Genomic DNA, 26,654 nt, shown 5'->3' on the forward strand with positions numbered 1-26,654 from the left:
AAAGTTACGCACATAAAACGCACTCACTCTAAAGGGTGAGTGGTGAATAACATTCATTTTGCGCAAGATTCATCAACACACTTATCCACAATTTTGGTGGATAAGTAAATGCACGCTTTAGCGCGCAAGGCATACAGGAAAGTAAAGGATTTTTTTTCAAAAATAATTTCGCAATTCTTCTGCTCTGAGTATTGACAGCTTTTCGTGTTCTAGCTAACATTCGCACCGCTTTACAGCAATTCCCCCTTAGTTCAGTTGGTAGAACGGCGGACTGTTAATCCGTATGTCGCAGGTTCGAGTCCCGCAGGGGGAGCCAAATTTAGAAAGCCCAGCTATTTAGCTGGGCTTTTGTCGTTTTTCGGTCTAGCGGCCACTAAGTCTTGCTTTGAAGTAAACCTATGCCCACTTCGCTAATGTAAGCAATGTGGTGTTCAACCACTGATAATACACATCCAATTCAATCGATAGCTGCGAACACTCAACTCGAACCCTTAATTGGTTGTCAGTCACCGATAACACCTTGGCATGATGAAACTCTAAATAGCACTGAACCTGAGGATAGACTGCTTTAAATACACTCTCTTTGGCAGAAAACAGCAAGGTAATGAATTGAGCCGCACTCCCAAGTTGACGATGGTACAGTGCATACTCTTCATCGCTGGCCAGTAGTGTTTTGATTGCACTGGCTGTTTTACTGTCAATCATGGATTCAACATCAACACCGAGTCCTTGATGCTCGGCGTCAAACCTTGCAACACTGACGGCTAAACGCTGAGTGTGCGCAATCGAGCCGCACACTCCCTCTGGCCACACCGGCGCACGGTGTTGACCAATAGCCACCACATGATCATCGATACCGATGGATGATAACGCGCATTGGGCTGCCATGCGTCCAGCAACAAACTCTGCTTTCCGAGAATTCACCGCCGAACGTAGACCACGATATTCCGGTTTGCTCAGTAACCTCTCATGCTTGGGCGTCCATAAATGAGAGGCAAACTGGCAACAATAGAGCATTTCACCGCCCAGTTGGTACTGAGGATAGGCTTGAATAAATCCCATAACAAATCCAGCCTGCGCAGCCTGCCGCGAAGACAGGCCACACGTAGATTAGACGATATAAGGATTGGTGGTTTTGAGCTCAGTCCGTAACGCAGACAGAGACAAGTCACCATCACCCAAGGTTGCAAATCGAGTCAATACGTCACTGGTGGTATTCGACAATAATTCAACTTGGGCTGGGCTATAATGCTTTGCAAGATAACTCATCAGAACGCGAACCCTTGGCTCACCACTGATCATCTCTTCCATCACTTCAAACTGCAGCCCTAAGCCACCTTCACTCTTATCAGGGTCAACCTGCTGAAACTCAATGGTTTCCCCTGAAGCGCCAGCCAAATAACCATTTAATTTGTTTTTGGCATGCAACTGAATAAACACTTCAAAAATATGATTTTCTCGCTCTTCACCCGGTGCCAGTAGCGCTTCTTCGATAAGATCGATGGGAATATCGGTGTATGGCATTGAGCCATTAATGGTCTGCTTAACCTGCTCAATGATATCAACCACACTCAGAGACTCTTCGACTCGATTCATGTGCACGACCATGGTGGTAAAATAACCAACGGTATCAAAGAACTCTGCGTCAAGACGGCCTGACGCTGGCGTACCGACCACCAAGTTTTGCGGAGCACCCAGTAACCGCAAGGCGGTAATGATTCCTGCGTACATCACGTTAAACAAAGAGGCGCTACGACACTTGGCTAACTGATACAACTGCTCAGAGACCTGAGGTTCAATTTTAAACTCAACCCAACCGCCTTGGTTATCATCTTCCTCGTACACCACACTCAGTGGATGGTTATGGTCAAAAATCGGCGAGCTCCAAGTTGCGTCATGCAAGTGCTGCTTCCAAAAAGCTTGGTGCTGTTGATTCATGCCTGAGGCATGCTGCTTTTGTGCATACTGATGGAATGGTAACGGCTCAAATGACCACTCGGGCTCTCGCCCTTGAATACGCGCTTGATAAGCTTGATTAAGTTCATCCATCAGAATGTTAACTGACCATTCATCGAGTACGATATGGTGGAAAAGCAGTGACAGATATTGCTGTTTTGATTGCGCATCGCGAATAAATTTAAGCCGAAGTGGCAGCTCATTGGCTAAATCAAACCCATGCCCCGACTCCTGCTTTAGCGCAGCAGCATGAGGTTCGCTTGGTGTTTCATCGCTGGTCCAAAACCACTGATATTCATCAAGCTCAGCAACCGGGACCACGCGTTGTAATGGCTCACCGTTTTGCTCGAAAAACTGGGTTCGTAACCCGGGATGACGAATGAGAAGATCGTTAAACGCTTGACCAAATACTTGCTCATCCACCGGGTCGATAAAGTGCAAAGCAAAGGGAATATTGAAGATGTGATGTAAACCAAACTCTGCGTATTTCTGCTTCGCTTTCCACAACGAGTTTTGCGCTAACGACAGCGGAAAAGCGTCGTCGTCGCTGCGAGTTTGCTCGTCTAAATGAGGCGTTGTGACCTCAGTTTGATGAACGGTTGCCTTTTGAGCCAGGGCCGCCGCCGAGGAATAACTAAACAGATCATTAATATGAATTTCGACCTGATGCTGTTTCAGCAAGCGTCCAATCACACGAGTGGCAATCAACGAGTGACCACCCATATCAAAAAAGTCATCATCGACACTCATTTCTGGTTTGCCGAGTGCATCACGAAACTCGTTCACAATGAGCTGAGCAATGTCTTTCTCTGGTTGTTGCTCAGAGGTCGCTGGGTTTTGCGTGACCTCCTGAGATAAAATGTCGATTGGAGAAATAGCGTCTGTCGGCACAGTTAACGAACGCAACTGTAATTCGTTATGTGGCTGACCATCGAGAGCCTTAAGCAGACTTTCCAGCATCCACCCACCTGCATAAGCTGACAAATTAGGCGCTGTGGTCAACTCAATAACCCCTTCTTGGCGGCAATTGACACCCATAGCCAACGACAGCTCGAAACGACAATCGGTAGTTGGCAGAGCAACGCGGTCAACGCTTACGCCATCAAACCTTAAAAAGGTTACCGGGTCTGCCAGCCAAGAGACCAACACATGAGGCATAGTCGTCTCGCTGCTGAGCTGGGCGGTTTGTTGCATTTGTGACTCGATTTGCGCCACGATATAAGCGGGATCATCACGGCTGCAATCCAGCTCCACGCAGACTAAGTTGGACTCGATCATGGTGGCGCCCAATTCAAAGAATCGGTCATCCAACTCACGAGGCAAGCTGACTTTCACCATCGGACGGTCAGTCACTTGGCTTATTTGTTTGGCAAATAAAGCCGCAACGCCATTGAGAACATTGCGCTTTGCAAGTTCATCACCACTGAGTTTGGTTAACTGCTCTATGTCTAAACACGCACTGAAAGTATTGGCTACCGTAGGCTCACTCGGTGAATGTTTTGTCGTGACATCAAGCGCGGCCCTTTCTAACCCAGGCACATGACACTTCACCCTATCGAGATTCATAAGCTCCGGCTGCAAGTGACTTGCTCGAATCGATGCATCGAATGGCTGTTGTTGATAGGCGCGGCTGATCGCACTAAACACATCACGCCAACACATTTGCTGTTGCAAGATCGGATGCACCACGGCTCCAAGAATGACTTCTCCTTGATTTAAAAGATAAACATGGAATTGCAAGCCTGGCTGGTGATGAAGGTCAATCGCGGCGGCTTGGCACTGTCGTAGACGCTCAATCGCCTGTTGCTCGAAAGAGACACTATCTAAGCTGATAATATTGGATACCGTGGGTGCAAACGCCTTTATCAGCCCAAGTTCATCGTCAAATTGGTACAGGGTTTTCAACTCAGGATAATGTGCACATGCCCGTTCGATTGCCGTCAATAATTTGCTGCGATCAATGTGATGGGAGAGTTTTATCGCGATGGCATATTGATGGATGCCCTGCTCACACTGTTGATGACGTAGCCAAGTGAGTTCTTCATATTCGTTAAGCGCTTCGCTCTTAGCGTCCCGCGTTTGAGGTTGAGTGATATTTTCCATCATCATTTCGTTCCAACTGACTGGTTGTTAATTGTTAACTAGTAAGCGGTTTGGTCCGCTTTATTGTGACGTTGTAATAAATGTGTCCAAGCAGCGATGGTGGGCTGCTGGGCTAACTGGGCGTAAAGCAAGGAAGAGTGGGTAATGCGTTGGCAATGCTCTAACATTCGCATCATGTGAAGAGAGTGGATCCCATGTTCAATTAAGTTGGCATTAGCATCTAATTGATTAAATTCATCACCTGTAATGCTCGCCAGTCGCTCTCTAATCCAAGTATCAAAGTTCATGACTAACTCCAATATAAAACGCCACCAGCTGATAACGCTGGTGGCATCGTGTTTAGAAATGCATTTCTACTGAGACACCAATTTGACGTTCTGGAAGTAAAACTGGGGAATCTTGATCGATGGAATTACGCACGGAGCTATACAGTACTTCATCATCAGCATCAAAGACATTATTGGCATACAGCTTTGCTTGGCCCATGTCGAAGTTATAGGCTAACGACAGATTGGTGGTTGAATAGCCTGAAATCTTACCGTCTTCGTCGTTGTCTGCGGTTGAGTAGTAATCATCAATGTAGTTGACGTTACCGCTTAGCTCAAAATCACCAAGCCAGTAACGAGCACCGACTGACCCTGTAAACGCAGGAGAACGTGCGAGATCTTTACCATCAAACGCAGTCAATTCTGGTGATGAATCTGATAGTTCCGTTTTCAACAAACCTAAGTTGGCATAAAGCTGCACATCTTGAGTCGCAAACCAGTTGACCGTCGCTTCTGCGCCGTAGGTTTGCGCTTGTTCGGCATTCATTACTGTATTACCACTTAGAACCTGCAAATCATCGTAGTCGTTGTAGAACAAGTTCGTGGTGAGCTGCAGCGTATCATCGAACAAGCGATGACGACTGAACAGCTCATAACTCCACACCGATTCCTCACCAAAGATATAGGTGACCATATTGGTGAAATCGACACCGCCACTCCCTGCTCGATAACCTTTAGAAACACTTGCGCCATAGGTACTGTTCTCGGTCGCCTTCCAAGCCAATGAGACTTTAGGCATAAAGTCGCTAAAGGTTTCGTCAAAATCAATGGCAAACATACCATCGCCCCCTTTACGCTCACGATCTTCGTGCTCGTAACGACCAACTGCCGTTAAGTCTAAGGAAGACGTCAAACTCTGTTTGACTTCAACATAGGCAGATGCAGTTTGTGTTTCGTCATGGTAGTCACCCATACCATCGACAAAGTCATCATGTTCATCTTGATAGTAACGAACGCCGACCAATACGTTGGTCGCTTGGCTATCTGATACATAACGAACCGCGGGTTCAATAAAGAACTCTTTCCCATCGATATGCGCAGTAAAAAATTGACCTTCTTCAACGAAGCGATGCACTTCAAAATCGGTATAGTTGGTCTTCGCGGTAAACACCGTGTTGTTGTTGATGTCGTAATCCACATCCCAAATCACATTGTTAGATTTGCTTTCAAATACAGGGCGATTAGCGGAAAATGAAGAGCCTGCAGCATCACTTGGCTGATTCTCACCTTGCGGTGCACGGCTGTCATAATAGGCGTAGGTAAGCATCGAGGACAAAGCGGGAATCTGTGCGGGTTCGACAAGTAATTTGGCACGAACTGCATTGGATTCGATCTCGCGAGAGTTCCCTGCCGGAGAGTAAGTACCAAGGTCAACACTGCTTTCGCGAGTTTGACGGTCCGCGCTCAGGCGAAACGCTACTTGATCTTCGATGATGGCATCTGAAATATACGCAGCAGTTTGCACGTACTCGTGGTTACCAACACCAAGTTTCACGCCACTTTGGAAGTCGTAGGTCGGATCGTTCGATTTTAGAACCATTGAGCCAGCAATCGAGTTACGTCCTTGAATAAAGCTTTGTGGACCAAGATAAATTTCCGCTTGCTGCATGTCCCACATCGACAGTGGACCAAACGCTAACTCGTTATACGTCAATGAACGCCCATCGACCGAAATATTTAAACGTGGACGAGTTCCTGCAAAAAAGGCCACGGCGCCAATACCTGGGCCTGCGCCATCAATACCACGGATGGTTGGCACCGTATTGCCGTAACCTGTTTCTACAACGTTGGGGGTCATTTTAAGTAAGTCACGCGCTTCATTAGCGTTGCGAGATTTGATCTCATCTTCATCAAACACCACGACACTAGAGCTGGTTTCTTGCAACGAGCGCTCGGTTTTTTCACCGTAAACAACCACGTCTGCGACTTTACCGGCATCGCCATTTTGTCCCTCTTCTGCCCCATAGGCAGAAGGTAAAACCCCAAGACACGCCAAGGTCACCGCGGCAGAAAGCGCATTGATTTTAAGCTTAGTGCTGGTGTTGTTTTTCATTTGCACAGTGGGCAAAAGTTCCATTTTTATTCTCCTATGAAGCACACCAACGGACGCTTATCCAAGCACCTTTAAAAGAGGACTCATATTGTATTTTTTGATGCTAAGCGCTGCCGATAAGGCAATAGAGTGTGCTGTAAACTAATAAATGAGCACTGACTTGCATGCGCATGCAAGTTCGGATTGATACTCTATTGTCAAAAACCACAAATGTAAAGCATTCTCATTTGCATGTGTTAACAATAATCATTTGTAGTGAAATTTTATGAGTCAAGTACCACTTTGTGACCAAGATTCCACTCGCGATATTTCGTAGGGACGATGACGTCAATTAGGGAGAAAAAATAGAATTCGCTATTCACTTAGCGAAACTCAATAATGATATTGATTCTCATTACATATTGAGTTTATGATAAATCATGGAAATCAATCGAAGGTAATTAGGGTCTTATCAACCCGATTAAACGTGCTATGCAGCAGACCATGACATTAGCTCAGACCCCATTTTGGCAACGTTTTACGCTTCAGCCTAACGCCAGCGTCGACACCGTCGCGCACTGCTCAGTCATTACTGGTGAGTTAAATATCGAGGTTTTTCGTCAAGCACTGCTGCACACGCTGAATGAAACCGATGTGTTTCGTGGTTACTTCACGGCCCGCGGAACATGGACGCTCGCACCCGAAGTCGCGGGGATTGATGTTCGCGACTATCGAGCAGTGCAACATGGCGAAAAGCAAGCTTGGGCAGAGATGGAAAAAGATGCGCAAAGCGCCGTTGATTTATATCGCTCCCCCATTACCTTACTTCGTTTGTACCGATTATCAGCCAACAAAACCCTCTGGTATACACGCGCTCATCATATCGTGATTGATGGCTACGGCATGATGCTCTTCGAGCAGCGCTGTTGTGAGTGGTACCATCACCTGACGTCATCAGCGCCCCTTAGCTCCGCTTTCAAGCCCTACTCTGATTTTATTCAAGAAGAGCAACGTTATGTGTCAAGCAAACAGTATTTGGCCGATCAGTTATTTTGGCGCTCATATTTGCCTGAGCAGCCTCCCCTGACGCTTACAGAAGATGATTACGACCCAACGCAAAGCGAGGAAGTCTGCTATCAGGTAGTCTTTGACACGCTCTGCTCAAAGCGTCTGGCTTTGATTTGCGAGCAACTGGCAATTGGCTGGCCCGATGCATTAGTCGCCATCACTTGCCTGTATTTGCAACAATCCAATCTCAGTGATGAGCCCGTTGTTTGGCTACCATTCATGAATCGCTGGGGCAGCGTTGCCGCTAAAATCCCCGGTTTGATGGTCAATATCTTGCCTTACTGTCATCAACAGATTCCATTATCAAACATCACGCTACAGGGGTATTTGAAACAAAGTCGACAGCAGCTCAGAAAACTCTATTGCCACGGCCGCTACCGTGTTGAACAAATAGAGCAAGACCACAACCTGCCAAGCGGGAAAAACTACTTTATGACTCCCTTTATTAATGTGATGCCATTTGACTCCCCCGCCATTGAAGGTTGTCAGGTGGAGCAACACGTTCTCGCGTCGGGTTCGTTGGAAGGGCTGAATATTACGTTTCGTGGCGCCCCCAACTCGGAACAGTTTTGTGCCTTCATTGAGGCCGACATCAACAGTTACCCTCAGCAAGATGCCATCGAACATGCGACCCATTTACAGGATTTTTTCCAGCGTTTAATGCAGGTTGATCACCCGACCTGCTCACTCACCTCGCTGCTCAATCAACCGCTCGTGAATGTGATTGATCAACCTGTTGTTACCTCTCCAGATTCGCCATCGGACTCCCTCAAGTTCAGCGCCTAATCCCCCGGTTAAAATAGATAAATACTCGCAGTCCCCGCCATAAAAAACATCACCGCCAAAGACGGTGATGTTGCACTAACAAACCAATGGGCCTACTGGACTATGTTTATTGGCTAAGCAGGTCGGCCACTTGCTCAACGTTGTGGCATCGAGCTAACTGCACCGGCTTAAGCTCGGCGCCAAAGTGACGATTTAGCTCTGTTGCAAGCGGTTTAAGGTGTGATGGGATTAACCCCAAATCCATAAATCGGCTCTGTTGATTAAGCAAAGCTTGCTCGACACCCAATACCTTGGCGTAAATCGCTAAAATAGGCGAAAAATCACCAGTGAATGTTGAGGTTGAAACGGTCTCTTTCGCACCTTGAGAAGTTTGAAGCCATTCGGTCTTCGCGCGATTGCGGTCAATTTTACCATTCGCAGAAAGAGGGAATGCTGGAATTTGCACCATTTGGCTTGGTAAATGGGACACCGGAAGTTGTGATTTTAACTGCTCACGAAGCTGATTTTGGCTTAAAGATTGCCCCGCCGTCAGAGTGTAAAGTGCGCATAATGCCGTATCCCCTGTGAGGGGTTCCTGATAATCAAATACAATAGTATCTTGTATCGCGTCTATTTGACGCAGCACTTTTTCGACATCCGGCATCGACAGACGAACCCCGCGAACTTTGACGTATCCATTCACCCGAGTAGCAAAAATAATCGTCCCATCGGCGCGAAAATACCCCATGTCTCCGGTTCTAAATGCACGGACAGACTCACCTTCGGGCGTGTCTAATTCAATGAAATCCGTTTGCTGAAGCTCACCATGTTGCAAATACCCTAAACTCAAGCCAACGCCGGCCGTTACAATTCGTCCCACTTTATAAGGAGGGCAATGTGAGAGCGTCTCATCGACAATATAATATTGAGTTGCAGGGAGCGGATGACCATATGGAATCACTTCAATATCCTGCGCTTCGAGCGGATGCCAAATACTCCAAATCGTCGTTTCCGTCGGGCCACCTAGAGAATAGAGGGACAGCGCAGGCAGATGCTGACGTAAATACGCAATGGTTTTAGGCTTAATATAGTCGCCCCCTTGAGCCACTAAACGAAGTGACGCCAAGTCGTCACTCATCTCACACGCCAACAGCATTTCTAAAATCGCAGGCACGGAGCACCAAATCGTGACTTGATGGCGCTTCACCAGTTGATTCCACAACAACGCGTTTTTGTCCTGCTCAGCATCAGGTAATACTAACGATGCGCCAACGGTCATGGTCCCCAGCAAATCAAACACCGACATATCATGATGCAACGGGGTCACCGAAATGCCCACATCGCGACGTGTCATTTGCCATTGCGCGATAGTCGCGCCAATCACGTTCGAAGTGGCTTGGTTATTGACCACCACACACTTGGGCTGGCCAGTGGTACCAGACGTATAGAGATAATAGCCAGCAGTCAACGCGCTGCTAGCGGCGGCATAATCTCGCTCTGGAAGCGTCTGTGCCCGTGGCAAAGATAGCAATAAATCATCAACCAATTTCACAGACGCATGGCTCGCGCTAATCGCTTGATTCGCCAAAATTAACTGAGGGTCACAATGTGTCAGCAGGTAATCAAGCCGCTCACTTGGCGAGCGAGCATCGATCGGTACCCAGATTAATCCCGACAGCGCGCACGCCAACGTCATAACAACATGTTCCGGGCTTCGTGGTAAGCAGATTGCCACCACATCGCCTTGCTTCAATTGCAAGTCAACAAAATGACGACGAACTCGATCCACTTGTTCACCCAAGTGCTGATAGCTGATCGCGGACTCATTATGCCAAAGCGCGATAGCCTGACTGTGTTGCCCGTAGAGGTTGTCATAAATGCGCTGCAAAAATTGCGAACACTGGAACTGTTCATTCGCAGAATTACGTGTCAGGTGTTGGCGGCTGATAAAGTCACCAGGCTTCAATTCCAGAGTTTGACGCTCGCGCACTTGGCTCATTACATGCTGAAGAGAACCTAAAAATGCCGTAACTAATCCATCCTCAATCGCTTGAGTAGCATAATCAACACTGATGATTAGATTGCGTTGCTGATCAAAACTGAGGCGTAAATCCATTGCCACTTGCGGTGTTTGAGTCATGGCTGAGACCAACTCAACGCCGGATTGCAAAGATGGTAAGCTCCAGCTTAATGCATTGGTTAGCACCACTGGCAGCGCCACACTTTGCTCGGCATTTTTACTGAGTAATAAACGAGCCAGATCGACACCAGAAAACTGCAGATGTTCGAGGCCGTTCATCACATCTTGTTGCAACTGCTTAGCCCTATCGATAAACGAGCCGTGATTAGGCTGATAGACAACGGTGACAAAAGTTGAATCGTTGGTCAGCGCTTTATTCGGGTCAGGAATTGCCACAGGAACACCAACGCACAGCGGCGTCTCATCGGTACGCCATTGCGCTAGAGTCTCGAGCAATAAAGCGCTCAGCAGTGAATTTTGAAAGAGCCGTTCTCCCGCACCAACCCGAGTTAAGCTCATCAACTGCGCTTTATCTATCGCGATCGATTGACGCTGATAGGTGGCATTACGAATCGAAACCAACGGCATTTTCCATGGCAAATGCGGCGCATCAGTGACATCGGACAATTTCTGCTGCCAATATGTCTTGTCAGCCTCAATTCGCGGTGCATCATCCTGGTTGGCGTTTATGACCACTTTTTGCTCAAGGCGTGGCTGCTGACGTTCAAACAGCAATGTCAAAATATGCGAAATTGCCTGCCCATCGGCAATCAAGGCATCAAAGCTCGTAAAGATAATTGACGGTGCCGCTTGCCCATCTTGGGCTGGCATCTTCATGATGCAAATTTGCCATGGTGACTGAAGCTCAAGGTCATAGAGACGCTGCTGATAGCGTTGACGCACTCGCTCTGCTCTTTGCGCCGCATGTTGGGGCGAAAGATGCGAGACATCAACCTGCTCAATGTTCATCACGCCTTGTGGGTAAATCACACTTTGCATCTTTTCAACATCAATTCGAGTACGTAACAGCGGATAATGCGCCACCAATTCACTTAACGTTTGCCGTAACTGCGCTTCCTCTACATGCCCGTGAAACTCTCGAAAATCATGCATCGCTACGCCGCCAAGTGGCATTTGTGGATCACGCCCGATCAAGTACGCTTTTTGCAGTTCATTGAGAGGCATTGTGACGGGCTCGTTGAACTGCATTCGTTCACTGGCGCTATGCGTCATCACATCGGGGTTGGCAGCAAGACGAGTTAAACGTTCGGTATAATCATCAAACACCCCCTCGATGAACCCGGCAGGAAAGACATCCATACGAACATCCCAGTTGATCAACAGCCCTTGGTTGAGCTCGGTAATTTGAGCATCTAAGGTCACCTGAGCACCTTGGGAAATGGCCCACACCATTTCTCCGAACACCTTATCAACTTGCTGTGATAACAAACTGCCTTGCGGTAGATTGACTCCAGAAGTAAACACGACGGGGGAGCTTTGCAGCTCACCAGTATGGCGTGATAAATCGCGCATCACATTCACGCCCGGATAATCACTGTAACTCAAAAGGGTTTGCATTTGCGTTGCCAGATCGCTGGCAAATTCACTCAAGCTCTGGCCATCTTTAACTTCGACACTGAGGAGCATAAGACGCGAAAAGTCACCCACGACCCTTTGCACATCAACCCCATTTCCAGGCCGAAAAAATGCGGGCACATTCAGCCTAAATCGGCGCTGACAGGTTGCCTTTGCGAGGGATTGAGCAAATAAGGCCAAACATACGGTGGTGAGTGTTAGCCGCTGCTGTTTGGCAACCTGTTGTAACTGCTGATGCTGTTCACAAGACATTAGCTTAGCGAAACGCTCCGTCTGACACTGCGCGGCGCTCGCGTTATTCGTGAGGTATGGTAAATCGGGGGCGGGCGCAACCTGACTCAACCTTTTCTGCCACCAGTCGCGGCTGACCTTAAACCCATTGGAGCCAGAAGTTTGCTGGGTTAGAAAGCGAAAGAATGGGCAAGGCGCCTCATTATCTTGCTCAGGAACATCGCCTTCATACAGCCGTGCCAAGTCCTCCAAAACAATGCGAAAGCTTTGTGCATCTGCGGCAATCATATCAAGATCGACATGCAAACGGCATCGCCCATTCCCGAATAACGTCAAACGAAAATCTGCAGCCTTGCCTTGGCTAAGATCGAGCTTTTGATGTGACATCTGCTCGCGCAGAGAGCGCAGTTTTTGCTGTACTTCCTCGTCACTGAGTAACGTTAAATCATGAATCGTTAAATCATGCTGGGACGTCAACGGAGCAATAGTTTGCCTGCCCTCTTGATTCACTTGCACCCGTAACATGGGATGAAGTGTAAACAACTGTTTGACCGCAACAGCTAAGCGCTGTGGGTCGAGGTGTTGTGTGTCAAATTCGGTGTATAAATGGGCAGCCATGCCACACAAAGCCTGCTTCGACTCTCGTCCAACCCAGTATGCCGCCTGCATCGGTGTTAGTTCGATTGACTCTAATTGTTCCAATATCACGGTCTCAACTCCCTGAATTCCCGTCAGTTCGTCCATTCAAGCTAGATTTTATTGATCATCGGAAACCAAAAGCAGTGAAACACCATACGGCCGCCTCACTGCTCTCACTCTCAAACCAAACAACCGAGTTTGCAAAATAACGATTGACAAAGGTGAAAATGTTACACAATATTTCGTAATGAAATTAATAATAATTATCATTTCGATTAATGTAAACAAGACAGTTGCATATCCGTAAGCAAATTTGCGTTTAGCAACATTGTACGTCCGTTGGCTAACCATGTTGGAAAACTCATGTCTCATTTAACTCAAATATTCAACACTGAGAAAATTCAACCTCTCCCCAGTGTTGAAGACCTCGCAAATCGCTATTCACTCACTCAGCAGCAGCAAAGGTTTGTCGAACAAACCCGTGAGGATATTAAACGTATATTGAATGGCGATGATGATCGCTTACTGGTGATTATTGGCCCCTGTTCCATACACGACCCTCAAGCAGGGCTCGACTATGCGAAGCGCATCGCTGAGTTACAAACGCGTTATCGTGACCAATTGCTTATTGTGATGCGAACCTACTTTGAAAAACCACGTACTCGCACAGGTTGGAAGGGGTTGATGGTTGATCCCAACCTTGACGGTAGTCAGGACCTCTTTCTGGGTCTGCATACTGCACGCCAGTTTCTCACGCAGGTATTGGCGTTAGGTGTGCCCACCGCGACCGAGTTTCTCGATACCAATCTCGCACCCTATTTAGCCGACTTGATCTGTTGGGGCGCGATAGGTGCTCGCACCGCAGAGTCTCAACCTCATCGCCAACTGGCATCCGCCCTTCCCTTTGCCGTGGGGATTAAAAACGGTACTCAGGGTGATATCAACATTGCGATCAATGCAATTCACGCCATGCAAGAACCGCAACTTTTGCCTCTGTCGAGTTCAATCCATGGCTCGGTAAGCGTCACGACAAGTGGTAATCCAGATGGACACCTGATTTTGCGCGGCGGCGCTCAGCCTAACTATCAGACTGAACATGTCATCCAAACCGCTCGAGCACTGACCGAAAGTCAATTACCGAGTCGATTGGTTATCGACTTCAGCCACGGAAATAGCCAGAAGTACGCTAAAAACCAGATTGTTGTTGCACGTGATATCGCACAGCAACTCATTTCAGGTGAGCAATGTATCGCCGGTGTCATGTGCGAGAGCTTTTTGGTCGCAGGTAGCCAAGCGATCGAACCGGGACAATTAGTTTACGGTCAATCGGTGACAGATGAGTGTTTGTGCTGGCAGGACTCCGTTGAGGTGTTAGACACCCTCGCTCAAGCCGTAGACCAAGCCGGTGAAGTTCGCTACTCAACGGTCGCTTAATTTGGCGTCAATACGCGATAAAAATCAAAAACCTATGGAATAAAAAAAGCTGACCACAGGCCAGCTTGTTAAGAGGGATCAGTTATCTAACGTGGCACCGCCATCAACACGTAAATCGTGCAGGGTGATGTGGTTTGCCGCCTCGGACATCAGAAACAGAACGGTTTGAGCAATATCACTGGGCTCCGCAATTTTATTGAGTGGAATGCCGAGACGAAATTGACTTGCATCGCCAGCAATCACCTGTGCTTCGCCATATTCCTCGGTCCAAAGCTGACGCTGCATGTCGGTGCGAGTAGAACCAGGGCTGACAATATTGCAGCGAATGCCATATGGCGCTAACTCCATCCCCATGCATTTTACCAGCATGTGCAGCGCGGCTTTGGAGGAGCCATAAGCACCAATACCGTTACGCGGTGTATTGGCGGCGTTTGAGCCAATGATGACCATGTTGCCTTTAGCTGCCAGTTTCATGCTTGGCGCGACAGCTTGCATCGCAGCAAGTACGCCAAAGGTGTTGACGTCATACGTCTGTTTCACTTGTTCAAGCGGCATCTCATGAAGCATGCCCGGTTTAAGGATGCCCGCGCAGCACACGAGGTGATCAAACTGACCGAGCTCTTCAACCCAGTGCTGTATTTGCATGCTCACAGCGTGGTGATCGCCGAGATCCAGAGAGTGACAAACGAGCTGATTCGCCGCAAACGGTATTGATTCACTGTTGGCGAGCAAAGTATCAAGCTGGTTATCTGCGGCGACCACTTGCGCCCCTTGGGACAATAGATGTTGAAGTACGGAGAGACCAATGCCCGTTGCAGCACCGATAAGAAGAACACGTTGATCAGTTAATGACATAACTATCCCTTTTTAAATTGAGCATTTATCAACGCCGCAGTCGGCCTCACTGATAGATGCTTTTATTGAGAAAAATTAACACATGGAATTAATAAGCATTCTCATTTGTGTAGTATCAAATGTAAAGGGTTGCCCAATAAAGCGCAACCAGACACCACTCAACATTGATAGAAGGAACTGGTAATGAAACGCGAAGTTGTCGGATATACTCGTATGTCCACTGAACTGATTGATGAGAATCTCAATTCATCGCCTTTTTTCTTTGCCTCCGCAAATACCTCTATGCTTGGCAAAGGGATACAACACCACTTTAAACAAGCCATCCCGTTCTCACAGCTTGCGGAACAAGCCCAAGCTCTTCTTGAACAGAGCAAAACTGCTGACTGTGAAAATCCCGTCTTGTTTGGGGTCGTACCGTTTAATCAAGAAAACCCAACTCAGTTTGTTGTGCCGCAGACGCTGTATGTCTCAAGCAGTCCTCGAGCAAATGGCGCTCGCCACCACAATCAATCCCAAGCCAAAGTCATTTCTTCACCGACAGGCGGTCACTATAAACAAGGGGTCTCCAGCTTACTTGAGATGTTCGCTAACGCCGGACTATCGAAAGTGGTGCTTTCGCGTGCCGTGGAGGTGGCGACGGACCAAGACATCAATCAAACCGAGCTATTGCATAACCTTTTGGCCATCAATGCCAAAGGTTATACCTTTGCAGCACGCATTGATGACGATAGCCGGCTAATGGGAGCCAGCCCTGAACTGTTGGTTGCTAAACGTGGTAACCATCTCATCTCAAATCCATTAGCTGGTTCTCGTCCTCGTTCGCTGTCCGAGCACGAAAATGACGCACATCGCGCTTCACTGCTCAATACCGCAAAAGACTTGCACGAGCATGGTCTTGTGGTTGAAGAAGTTGAGCGCGTATTGGCTAAGTACTGCCACAATTTGTACACCCCAATGGTGCCGTCTGTGATTGAAACTGAAACCATGCTCCATCTCTCGACTGTTCTTGAAGGACAAGTGAGCGATTCCAGCGTCAGTGCACTAAAAGTCGCTGCTGACTTGCACCCAACGCCCGCCGTGTGCGGGTTTCCACGTCAATCGGCTTACGATGCGATTAAAAAGCTCGAAGGCTTTGACCGTGGCTATTTTACCGGCATGGTCGGCTGGTGTGATGCTCGCGGCAACGGTGAATGGGTGGTCACTATTCGTTGTGCTGAAGTCAAATCTCGACAAATGAAAGTGTTTGCAGGTGCGGGCATCGTCAATGAATCCTCACCACAAAGTGAGCTCGATGAAACCGGCGCCAAAATGCGTACGATTTTGTCCGCAGCAGGCATCCAATTGAATGAACACCTTACAGCCTAGGAGCCAATGATGAGCCTTGAATCTGTAGAATTTACCCCTTGGCCACCAGCATTAGCGGATCAATATCGAGCTTTAGGCTACTGGCAAGACAAAACCTTACTCGACTATCTACGAGACAGTGTTGAACGCCACCCCGATCAAACAGCCATCATTTGTGGGGAGCGGCATATCAGCTATCGCGAGTTCCATCAGAAAATCGCAGAACTCGCGAGCGGATTCAGTCAGCTTGGTTTGCAAGCAGGCGATAATGTCGTCCTGCAAATGACCAATGTCGCTGAGTTTTACTTTTGCTTTTTTGCCTTAGTACAAAAAGGCATTCGCCCAATAATGGCTCTGCCAGCGCACCGTTTAGCCGAAGTCCGCTTCTTTTGCCAACACACCGAAGCAAAAGCGTATATTATCAACGGTGAAGAGCGCCAATTTGACTATCAGCAGCTAGCCGCTCAAGTTGTCAACGAATGCCCTTCCGTGAAACACGTAATTGTTAAAGGCCCAGTCAACGCCGCTCACCAAGATAAGTTCATCGCGCTTGACACTTGCTACCAAGGCGCAGACTACCAGCAAACAGCAAACCCAACCCAAGTGGCCTTCTTTCAGCTATCGGGAGGCACCACTGGCACACCCAAGTTGATTCCAAGAACCCACAATGACTACGCCTATAGTGTGGTGGGCAGCAATGATATTTGCCATTTTGACCATCACACTATTTATCTCTGCGCACTACCCGTTGCGCATAATTTCCCCTTTAGCTCGCCGGGGGCGTTAGGGGTATTTTGGGCTGCCGGTACCTTGGTACTCAGCAAAGATCCGACACCACAGTGTGCATTTGAATTGATTGAACGACATCAAGTTAATGTGAGCGGCCTCGTCCCTCCCCTTGCTCTGCTTTGGATGGATCACGCCAGTCAAACCGAGCGAGACATCTCGAGCTTAGCATTGCTGCAAGTCGGCGGTGCAAAGTTCAGTGAAAGCGCCGCGAGACGAGTACCTCAAGCGCTCAAATGCCAACTACAACAGATTTTTGGTATGGCGGAAGGCTTGGTGAACTACACACGCCTAGACGATCCTGACGAAGTGATCTTTACCACCCAAGGTCGGCCAATTTCACCGCATGACGAAGTGATGGTCGTCGACGAAGACGGTCAGCCCGTGAAACCCGGTGAAGAAGGCTTTTTACTAACTCAAGGCCCATATACGATACGGGGGTATTATAAAGCGCCGAAGCACAACCAGCGCGCATTCAACCAGCAAGGATTTTATGCCACCGGAGATATTGTAAAACGGACATCACAAGGCAATATCATTGTCACTGGACGCGATAAGGATCAAATCAATCGCGGCGGAGAAAAAATTGCGGCAGAAGAAGTCGAAAACCAAATGCTACGCCATACGGCAATTCATGACGCGGCGTTGGTAGCAATGCCGGATGAATACCTTGGAGAACGCAGCTGTGCAGTGGTCGTACTCAAGCCCGAGCAGACGCTAAAGCCTATTGCACTAAAGCGATTTTTGCGCGATGCAGGGTTAGCCGATTACAAAATCCCAGACCAAATTCAGTTTGTTGACCTGTTGCCAAAAACATCCGTCGGCAAAATTGATAAGAAAACGCTAAGGCAGCGCTTTGTCTCAGCGTAACCAAGTAATTCTCAAATAGAAATACACGAACAATAAAAACCGATTTCATTAGAAATCGGTTTTTATTTAAAACGAACAGCCGCTGTAGACGACTTGAGAGCGACAACTAATACTCTTCATCCATAATTTCATGGCGCTCTTCATGGTATTTCTCTTCGTCCTTGCCTCGCTTCCAATAAGGAATGGCATAAAGGCTCTTTTTCTTGAGTTGATAGTCAGCAATTAACTTATTGCGGCATGCAACCACCGACGCATTTTCTCCAGCGACAAACGCAGATACTGACGTTACACCTTGTGGCGCTGCAACTTGACTTATCGCCGTTAACAGCGGCAGTGGATCTTTCGACGGTTCACGGACCAACCAACACACTTCAATACCAGAAGGGTGCGATAAAGGATGCTCATCGTCCGGGCTATCCACTTCAATGAAAGTATAACCCTGAGCTTCCTCTGGTAACTCCTCTAAAATGGCACTGATCGCAGGTAACGAGCTCAAATCCCCGGCTAAGATATGCCAATCAGCCGGCGTCAACAGAGGGTCTGGGCCTCCAGGCCCTGCCAAGCCGATAACATCGCCAGGCTCGCATCGCATCGCCCAACCAGAACCAGGGCTTTCTAGACCATGGGCAACAAAATCAATGTCTAACTCATTAGATTCTGGGCGATATTTTCTCACCGTATAAGCACGCGATACCGGTTTATTTTTCGGCCAACAGATCCGGTCGCCTTCGCGCCATGGTAACTCCAAAGTTCCGGTCTTACGGTTGGCAAAAAACAGTTTAATCAACCCACCATTTTTATCGGCAGGAAAACCAATAAGATCGTCACAACTAAACGTGACCCTAAGTAAATTCGGCGTCACATAGTGTTTACGCACGCACTCAATCAAGCGCGGCTTTAGCCTATCATCGTAACCACTTTCGCTCATATTATTATCCTTGTGTAGTAAAATGAAACTCGCCGTCTACGCGGCTTGCGTCTCTTGGCTTGGTTGAGCTTCAATCAATCGCCACCACTCGGCGAGCGTGACGCTTTCCATCATTTGGGCGAATGAAATATTCGCGCCTTTGGCTTTCCATTTTTCAAGCAGGGTCATTGCGCGAATCGAATCTAAGCCTAGAAACAGCAGATTCTCATCGGCTTCGACATCCTCGAGATCCAGCTCCAAAATGGCCGCCACATCTTGGCGCATTACCTCAAGCGATAATTGCGTTTGATCACTGTTCATTTCGCACAGCGTCTGCTCGGTTGATTTCACTGCACCTGCTCGCCCGACAATATACTTAAGCGTGAAAGCATGCTCTTCTGCCGAAAAGTCGGCTATCGCATCACCCACCACAAACGGTTGAACATCAAGCATGAAGGCCTCAAGCGTGGTAGACAAAATGCCAATATGACCGTAAACACCAGAAATAATGATTTGATCGCGTCCTGTCTCATGTAAGTAATCGAGTAACGGACTTTTCTTAAACGCGCTATAACGCCATTTCGTCAATTGAACATCTCCTTGCTGCGGCGCTAATTCTGAAACGATGGCAGTCTCTTCTGTTAGGCCTGGCCCCCAGAAATCCGTCAGTAGCGCACGCTCGTTAAGATCTTGATTGGCAGGTTGCGCGGTATAGATCACAGGTATGCCTAATTCACGGGCCTTAGATTGAAGCTGGGCGATATTATGAATTAACTGTGGAACTGGCTGAGCACTCGTATCAAAGAAGTTCAAAAAGTATTCTTGCATGTCATGAACCAATAATACTGCCCGGTTTGGGTCAATCGTCCAGTTCACTTTGTTCTCTGGGAAATACTCTGTCTCGGGAAGCGTATATGACGCAATTTTGGGAATAGCCATAATGTATCCTTGTTGGTAGCCAACCGCCGTTGTTGTGGATCTGAGCCTTTGGCGGCGTAACGTGATTCCTAGGGTTAAGTCGTGCGGCTTAACCTCTTATTAGTCAGTAAATCAATTAACTCACCAATACTAGCAACCACACCTTTACAAGTAAATAATAATGGTTATCATTTGCGTTCAAATACTAAAAATTCGCTCTTTTGCATGACCAACGTCATATTGAGCACCTGTTGGCAAGGACCGCATATGGCTTCAACTTCCATTTATCAACCATTAATTAAAATCGCGATACCGATCATTTTCATCCAAGTCTGCCAAGCATCACTCGGCTTGTTTGATACGCTTATTGCTGGGCGATACCACTTCCAGCATCTGGCTGGTGTCGGCCTGGGCAGTAATTTGTGGACACCGGTTATCACCCTCGCAACCGGCGTGCTTTACGCTTTGGTTCCTAAAATCTCGTCAAGCGCAAGCCAACGAGATTATTTTCAAATGAAAGCTCTTTATCAACACGGCAAAAACAACGCGATCAAGTTAATGATTTTTGGCTTCATTACGATTCATCTTTTGGCGTTAAGCTGTCACTGGTTTATTGAAGACCCTGAGGTGGCAAAAGTCACTCGTGGCTACTTACACTTTGTCGCGTTTGCCATGCCCGGCCTTTTGTATATGGTGCTCACACGCTTTTTCTGTGAGGGAAATAGCCAATTTACGCCCGTGGTACTCACCACCGTGGTGATTACGCTTCTCAATCTTGGGCTAAATATGGTGTTGGTTAACGGTCTGATTGGTTTTCCTGAGCTCGGCGGAGCTGGCTGTGGGTTGGCAACCGCCATTTCGGTCACAGTGGGCGCCGTGATGATTCACTTTCTTGCCAGACGTCAACTGCGCTTTGCGTTTCCTGAACACGCCTTCGCGGTAGACCAACAGCAAACGAAAGCGATGTTTAAGGAAGGCCTACCGATTGGTATCGCCATTGTTGTCGAAATTCTTGCGCTGTGCTTACTGGCGTTTTTCGCCTCATCGCTGGGAACGAAAGTCATCGCGGCTCATCAGGTAGCGATTAACATTGCGATTGTCATATTTATGATTCCTCTTGCGCTTGGTAGCGCCGCGACCATTCGTATTGCTCATTTTCGCGCCCAACAAAACTGGCACGATCTCGCCAAAACACGCAATGCGTCATTGTTGTTCTCACTGATTTACGGCGCTCTGATGGCATTCGCCATTCTCTATCTGCTTGAACCATTTGCTGCGCTATTTAGTCATGATCAGCAAGTCGTAGTACTGATTACTGCACTATTTGGTTATATTGCCGCGTTCCAATTTGTCGATGCGGTGCTTATCGTGGCATCCAGTATTTTGCGTGGTGTCGAAGAGTTCGTGAAACCCTTAGCAGCGATCTTCTTCTGCTACTGGCTGTTTGTTTTACCCATGAGTTACGTGGTTGGCGTCAAAGGCTGGTGGTTTGGTGAATCAGGTATCACAACCATTTGGAGCATTTTAATCGTTGGCCTTGCTGCCGCTGCGGGCGTTCTAACGGTGCAAGCCCATCGTTCAACGCGGCAAACAAAGACGACACAAACCGCGGACAGTTTCTAACTGACTCATAGCAAAACGCATTAACCTCAAGATCAACGTCATTTGGTCTTGAGGTTACTTTTCTCTCGATGAACTCCCTTGCTCTCAAGCCCCTTTGTCACTCGAAGATGATTGAATTCTCAAGCTTTGATTTTCCGAACAAGATAAAACCTTAAGTTTCCTTGGTTGTTATTCAGCGCTCAAAACGAGATAATACCGCGCTCGGAATGTCTACAATATATAATTATGACCGAATATCTTTTGTTATTGGTTGGCACTGTGCTGGTCAATAACTTCGTACTGGTAAAGTTCTTGGGCTTATGTCCGTTCATGGGGGTTTCTAAGAAGCTAGAAACCGCAATAGGTATGGGGTTAGCAACTACTTTCGTTCTAACCTTAGCGTCCGTGTGTGCGTATCTTGTTGAAACCTATATTCTGGCCCCGCTTGGGCTTGAATACTTACGCACTATGAGCTTTATTTTGGTCATCGCGGTCGTGGTCCAGTTCACCGAAATGGTCGTCCATAAAACCAGCCCGACACTCTATCGGCTCTTAGGTATCTTTCTGCCCCTGATCACAACCAACTGTGCTGTACTCGGGGTTGCATTACTCAATATCAACCAAAATCATAACTTTATCGAATCCATCATTTATGGATTTGGCGCCGCAGTCGGCTTTTCACTGGTATTGATCCTCTTTGCATCAATGCGTGAACGAATTGCCGCTGCCGATGTTCCTTCGCCCTTTAAAGGCGCTTCGATTGCCATGATTACCGCAGGCTTAATGTCGCTTGCCTTTATGGGCTTCACCGGTCTAGTGAGTTTATAATGAATGCCATTATTATCGCGATAATCGCACTTGCAGTACTGGCGGCGATTTTTGGTGCTATTCTCGGCTTTGCTTCGATTCGGTTTAAAGTCGAGGCCGACCCTATCGTCGACCAGATCGACAGTATTCTTCCGCAAACCCAATGTGGTCAATGTGGCTACCCAGGTTGCCGCCCGTATGCCGAAGCCATTGCCAATGGTGATGACATCAATAAATGTCCTCCAGGCGGACAAGTCACCATTGAAAAACTTGCAGATTTAATGGGCGTTGAAGTCCAAGAGTCTGCTCATGATCTTGATAACGCAGTAAAAAAAGTCGCTTTTATCCACGAAGACATGTGCATTGGCTGCACAAAATGTATTCAAGCCTGCCCGGTGGATGCCATTGTTGGTGGCACTAAAGCACTGCATACCGTCATTAAAGATGAGTGCACGGGTTGCGATCTGTGTGTTGCTCCGTGCCCAACCGACTGCATTGAAATGATTCCAGTCGAAACCACGCCGGAAAGTTGGAAGTGGCAATTGGACGCCATTCCTGTTGTTGATATTACCGATTCTGCTCAATCGACCGAGCAGAATGGTGTGCATTAAGGACTGGTATGCTGTCATTAATCGAACAAATTAAAAATGGCGCTCTGTGGGATTTCCCTGGCGGCGTGCATCCACCAGAAAATAAAACTCAATCGACATCCACCCATTTAGCATGGGCAAGTATTCCACAAGAAATTGTCTTGCCGATAAAACAGCATATTGGTAAACCCGGTATCTTGTTGGTTGCTGTTGGTGACGAAGTCAAAAAAGGCCAACCGCTCACTCGTTATGACACCAACTTCAGCGTGCCCGTTCATGCACCAACGTCTGGTGTGATTACCGCTATTGAAAATCGAACCACCGCTCACCCTTCTGGGCTACGCGATATGTGCGTCGTGATTAAACCCGATTTCAAAGATACCTGGATTGAACGTTCACCCGTCACTTCTCTGGATGACCATACTCCGGATGAATTGATTGAAATGATTCGTCAAGCCGGCGTTTCCGGGATGGGCGGAGCCGGCTTTCCGACTGGACGAAAAGTTCAGTCAGGCCTCTCACGCGTCGAGATGTTGATTGTGAACGCTGCAGAATGTGAGCCTTACATTACCGCCGATGATGCCTTAATGCGCGAGCACGCCGAAGAGATTGTGGCTGGTATCGAAGTCGTAGAGCACATTCTAAAACCAAAACTCACCATTATTGGCATTGAGGACAATAAACCACAAGCCATCGAAGCATTAGAGCGTGCGACCGAAAATAAAGACATAGTGATTCGTGTCGTGCCGACGAAATACCCTTCTGGGGGGGCAAAGCAGCTCATTAAGCTTTTAACTAATAAAGAAATCCCTTCCGGCCAGCACTCTGCAGATATCGGTATGGTGGTGTTAAATGTTGGCACACTGCAAGCCATTAAATCGGCCATTTATGATGGCGAACCATCAATTCGCCGTGTCGTCACATTAACTGGCAACACCTTTAAACAGCCACGCAATGTATGGGCACTGATCGGGACTTCAGTACAAGACCTCTTGGATGAATTCGGTTACCAGCCGGACAAAAAGCTGCCGCGACTGATCATGGGCGGCCCGATGATGGGCTTTACCTTGCCGCACGCAAATGTGCCCATCACGAAAATTTCGAACTGTATTTTAGCGCCAACACGAAAAGAAATTGCTCCAGCCCGACACGAGATGGCTTGTATTCGTTGCGGTGATTGTGCAGAGGTTTGCCCTGCTTCGTTGTTACCGCAACAGTTGCAGTGGTACGCCAAAGCGCAAGACTACGACAAGTGTGAAGAACTTGATCTTAAAGATTGTATTGAATGCGGGGCGTGCGCTTACGTTTGCCCAAGTGAAATACCGTTGGTGCAATATTACCGTCAAGCCAAAGCAGAAATTCGCGCTCAAAAATGGGAAGCGGAAGCGGCAGAGCGAGCTCGTCAACGCTTTGAAGAGAAAAAAGCGCGTATGGAGCGCGATAAAGCCGAGCGTGAAAACCGTTTCAAGAAAGCGGCAGAAGATCGTCGTAAAGAGATGAAGTCGTCTTCTGGCGACGACGCCATTGCAGCCGCGATCGCACGAGTTCAATCTCAGAAAGCGACATCGACAGACGGTGAGCCTCAAGTTAAGCCTGCTGTCGCAGCGGCAATAGCCAAGGCCAAAGCCAAACAAGCACAAGCCTTGCAGCAAGGAAAAGAGCAGCCAGATAATAGCGAAATGGCAAAACTTCGTGAAGAGCGTAAGCGTCAAGCACGCGAGCGTAAAGCCGAGCAACAATCGTCCGAAAGCAATGAGGCCAATGAGAACAAGAAAGATGCGGTAGCCGCAGCTGTAGAGCGTGCTAAAGCTCGGAAGGCTGCCCAACAAACCACTCCTTCATCGTCCGAGCAAGCGCAAACTAGCGATGGCAACGAGACGAAAAAAGCCGCGGTTTCTGCTGCCGTAGAACGCGCTAAGGCCCGAAAAGCAGCGCAGAAACACGCGAAGGAAGAGACGTCCGCGGTTCAACAAGATGACGCAGACGATCCCAAAAAAGTCGCCATCGCAGCAGCGGTAGAACGAGCAAAAGCGCGCAAAGCTAACCAACTAGAGAAATCAGAAGCTTCATTGGTTGAAGATAACGCTGAACCTGCTGATTCGAAACAAGCCGCTGTCGCCGCCGCCGTCGAGCGAGCTAAAGCACGTAAAGCTGCGAAGCAAGCGCAAAGTACTGCTGACTCAACCGATGATGATAACGCCGAGCCTGCTGACCCGAAAAAAGCCGCTGTCGCCGCCGCCGTTGAGCGAGCCAAAGCACGTAAAGCTGCGCAGCAAGCGCAAAGTACTGCTGACTCAACCGATGACGACAACGCCGAGCCTGCTGATCCGAAAAAAGCCGCTGTCGCCGCAGCCGTCGAGCGAGCCAAAGCACGTAAAGCCGCGCAGCAAGCGCAAAGTGCTGACTCAACCGATGATGACAACGCCGAGCCTGCTGATCCGAAAAAAGCCGCTGTCGCCGCCGCCGTCGAGCGAGCCAAAGCACGTAAAGCTGCGCAGCAAGCGCAAAGTACTGACTCAACCGATGAAGACAACGCCGAGCCTGCTGACCCGAAAAAAGCCGCTGTCACCGCAGCCGTTGAGCGAGCCAAAGCACGCAAAGCCGCGCAGCAAGCTCAAAGTGCTGACTCAACCGGTGATGATAACGCCGAGCCTGCTGACCCGAAAAAAGCTGCTGTCGCCGCCGCCGTCGAGCGAGCCAAAGCACGTAAACTCGCGAAGCAACAACAAGATAATAAGATTGAGGAGAACAAATAGTGGCTTTTTTTATCGCCAGCTCCCCCCATACTCACAGCCGTCGAAGTACACCTGATTTGATGAAATGGGTAGCGCTTTGCGCACTGCCCGGCTTAGCAACTCAGACCTACTTTTTTGGTTGGGGCACGATTATTCAGCTACTGTTTGCCATTGTCCTTGCCTTTAGCTTAGAAGGCATCGTGATGTTGGTGCGCAAACGCCACCCGATGTCTGCGCTTAGGGACAACAGTGCCTTGGTCACTGCATGGTTATTAGCGGTATCGATACCCCCTTTGTCACCATGGTGGATTGTCACTATTGGCTTGGTGTTTGCCATCGTCATCGCCAAACACTTATACGGAGGCATGGGGCAAAATCTATTTAATCCGGCGATGGTCGCCTACGTGGTGTTACTCATTTCGTTCCCGGTCCAAATGACCAGTTGGATTGCGCCATCAACGCTGCAGCCAGCCACAATTTCAATAGGTGATTCATTTGCACTGATCTTTAGTGGCTTTAACTTGGATGGCCTATCGTTGCAACAAGTGCGTACTGGTATTGATGGCGTGACCATGGCGACTCCGCTGGATGCATTTAAAACCGGGCTTCGAGCTGGGCAAACGAGTCAGGAGGTCTTATCACACTCGCAGTTTTCTGGCCTCGCGGGTGTCGGTTGGGAATGGGTTAATATTGCCTACCTTTTAGGAGGGCTACTGATGCTCAGACTGCGGATTATCGCTTGGCATATCCCGGCAGCGTTTTTAGTTAGCCTCGTGGTGTTCAGTGGTGCCTTTTTCTTGTTTACGCCCGGTGAAACCGCCTCTCCGGTTTTGCACTTATTTTCAGGTGCTACCATGTTAGGCGCCTTCTTTATCGCGACCGACCCTGTGTCGGCATCAACTACGGTCAAAGGTCGTTTGGTATTTGGTGCTATGATCGGGGCCCTCGTGTTTATCATTCGCAGTTGGGGCGGGTTCCCTGATGGCGTCGCATTTGCCGTACTACTCGCCAACATGTGTGTACCTATGATTGATTACTATACAAAGCCTCGAACTTACGGACACTAAGTG

Annotated in this window: 17 protein-coding genes and 1 tRNA gene; 10 read left to right on the top strand and 8 right to left on the bottom strand. The window is 48.3% G+C overall.

The window, feature by feature from the left end; all coding sequences use genetic code 11:
• Positions 1-240 precede the first annotated feature (240 nt).
• Positions 241-316 (top strand) — tRNA-Asn (locus M1D72_RS17270).
• Between the two features lie 80 nt (positions 317-396).
• On the opposite strand, the gene M1D72_RS17275 is transcribed toward M1D72_RS17270, so the two are convergent.
• From M1D72_RS17275 to M1D72_RS17290, 4 genes are read right to left on the bottom strand one after another with little or no spacing between them, the layout of a single operon-like run.
• Entirely contained in the window at positions 397-1,062 is a 666-nt protein-coding gene (locus M1D72_RS17275; protein WP_456296004.1) for a 4'-phosphopantetheinyl transferase family protein, read from the bottom strand.
• Between the two features lie 48 nt (positions 1,063-1,110).
• The gene (locus tag M1D72_RS17280) at positions 1,111-4,065 is read right to left on the bottom strand and encodes a condensation domain-containing protein (protein ID WP_456296005.1); all 2,955 of its coding nucleotides are present in this window, start codon (positions 4,063-4,065) and stop codon (positions 1,111-1,113) included.
• Between the two features lie 32 nt (positions 4,066-4,097).
• A complete protein-coding gene (locus tag M1D72_RS17285; protein WP_456296006.1) occupies positions 4,098-4,346 on the bottom strand; it encodes a phosphopantetheine-binding protein in 249 nt (82 codons plus the stop codon).
• 52 nt (positions 4,347-4,398) lie between these two features.
• The gene (locus M1D72_RS17290) at positions 4,399-6,462 is read right to left on the bottom strand and encodes a TonB-dependent receptor (RefSeq protein WP_456296007.1); all 2,064 of its coding nucleotides are present in this window, start codon (positions 6,460-6,462) and stop codon (positions 4,399-4,401) included.
• A 459-nt stretch (positions 6,463-6,921) separates the two neighbouring features.
• On the opposite strand from M1D72_RS17290, the gene M1D72_RS17295 reads away from it, so the two are divergent.
• Positions 6,922-8,271 (top strand): condensation domain-containing protein, encoded by a 1,350-nt coding sequence (locus M1D72_RS17295; protein ID WP_456296008.1) that lies wholly within the window; start codon positions 6,922-6,924, stop codon positions 8,269-8,271.
• A 106-nt stretch (positions 8,272-8,377) separates the two neighbouring features.
• Here M1D72_RS17295 and M1D72_RS17300 read toward each other — a convergent pair whose 3' ends face one another.
• Complete coding sequence (locus M1D72_RS17300; protein ID WP_456296009.1) at positions 8,378-12,841, bottom strand: amino acid adenylation domain-containing protein; 4,464 nt, start codon at positions 12,839-12,841, stop codon at positions 8,378-8,380.
• 258 nt (positions 12,842-13,099) lie between these two features.
• On the opposite strand from M1D72_RS17300, the gene M1D72_RS17305 reads away from it, so the two are divergent.
• Entirely contained in the window at positions 13,100-14,170 is a 1,071-nt protein-coding gene (locus M1D72_RS17305; protein WP_456296010.1) for a 3-deoxy-7-phosphoheptulonate synthase, read from the top strand.
• Between the two features lie 78 nt (positions 14,171-14,248).
• Here the strand turns inward: M1D72_RS17305 and M1D72_RS17310 are convergent, their stop codons facing one another.
• Positions 14,249-15,025 (bottom strand): 2,3-dihydro-2,3-dihydroxybenzoate dehydrogenase, encoded by a 777-nt coding sequence (locus M1D72_RS17310; RefSeq protein WP_456296011.1) that lies wholly within the window; start codon positions 15,023-15,025, stop codon positions 14,249-14,251.
• Positions 15,026-15,202: 177 nt separating this feature from the next.
• On the opposite strand from M1D72_RS17310, the gene M1D72_RS17315 reads away from it, so the two are divergent.
• Positions 15,203-16,390, top strand: a complete 1,188-nt coding sequence (locus M1D72_RS17315) for an isochorismate synthase (RefSeq protein WP_456297420.1) — start codon at positions 15,203-15,205, stop codon at positions 16,388-16,390.
• A 6-nt stretch (positions 16,391-16,396) separates the two neighbouring features.
• On the top strand, positions 16,397-18,025 hold the full coding sequence (locus M1D72_RS17320) for a (2,3-dihydroxybenzoyl)adenylate synthase (protein WP_456296012.1): 1,629 nt from the start codon (positions 16,397-16,399) through the stop codon (positions 18,023-18,025).
• Positions 18,026-18,131: 106 nt separating this feature from the next.
• Here M1D72_RS17320 and M1D72_RS17325 read toward each other — a convergent pair whose 3' ends face one another.
• Together M1D72_RS17325 and M1D72_RS17330 are read right to left on the bottom strand one after the other, a co-directional pair.
• Entirely contained in the window at positions 18,132-18,953 is an 822-nt protein-coding gene (locus M1D72_RS17325) for a siderophore-interacting protein (RefSeq protein ID WP_456296013.1), read from the bottom strand.
• A gap of 36 nt (positions 18,954-18,989) precedes the next feature.
• On the bottom strand, positions 18,990-19,871 hold the full coding sequence (locus M1D72_RS17330; RefSeq protein WP_456296014.1) for an isochorismatase family protein: 882 nt from the start codon (positions 19,869-19,871) through the stop codon (positions 18,990-18,992).
• Between the two features lie 246 nt (positions 19,872-20,117).
• On the opposite strand from M1D72_RS17330, the gene M1D72_RS17335 reads away from it, so the two are divergent.
• From M1D72_RS17335 to rsxD, 5 genes are all read left to right on the top strand, one after another.
• Positions 20,118-21,473 (top strand): MATE family efflux transporter, encoded by a 1,356-nt coding sequence (locus M1D72_RS17335; protein ID WP_456296015.1) that lies wholly within the window; start codon positions 20,118-20,120, stop codon positions 21,471-21,473.
• A 225-nt stretch (positions 21,474-21,698) separates the two neighbouring features.
• Positions 21,699-22,280, top strand: a complete 582-nt coding sequence (gene rsxA, locus M1D72_RS17340) for an electron transport complex subunit RsxA (RefSeq protein ID WP_390189128.1) — start codon at positions 21,699-21,701, stop codon at positions 22,278-22,280.
• Entirely contained in the window at positions 22,280-22,870 is a 591-nt protein-coding gene (gene rsxB / locus M1D72_RS17345; RefSeq protein WP_390189127.1) for an electron transport complex subunit RsxB, read from the top strand. Before rsxA ends, rsxB begins: the two co-directional genes overlap by 1 nt.
• An 8-nt stretch (positions 22,871-22,878) precedes the next feature.
• Positions 22,879-25,605, top strand: a complete 2,727-nt coding sequence (gene rsxC, locus M1D72_RS17350) for an electron transport complex subunit RsxC (RefSeq protein WP_456296016.1) — start codon at positions 22,879-22,881, stop codon at positions 25,603-25,605.
• Entirely contained in the window at positions 25,605-26,651 is a 1,047-nt protein-coding gene (gene rsxD, locus M1D72_RS17355; protein WP_390189125.1) for an electron transport complex subunit RsxD, read from the top strand. Before rsxC ends, rsxD begins: the two co-directional genes overlap by 1 nt.
• Positions 26,652-26,654 lie beyond the last annotated feature (3 nt).

The organism is Vibrio sp. AK197 (assembly GCF_053903115.1).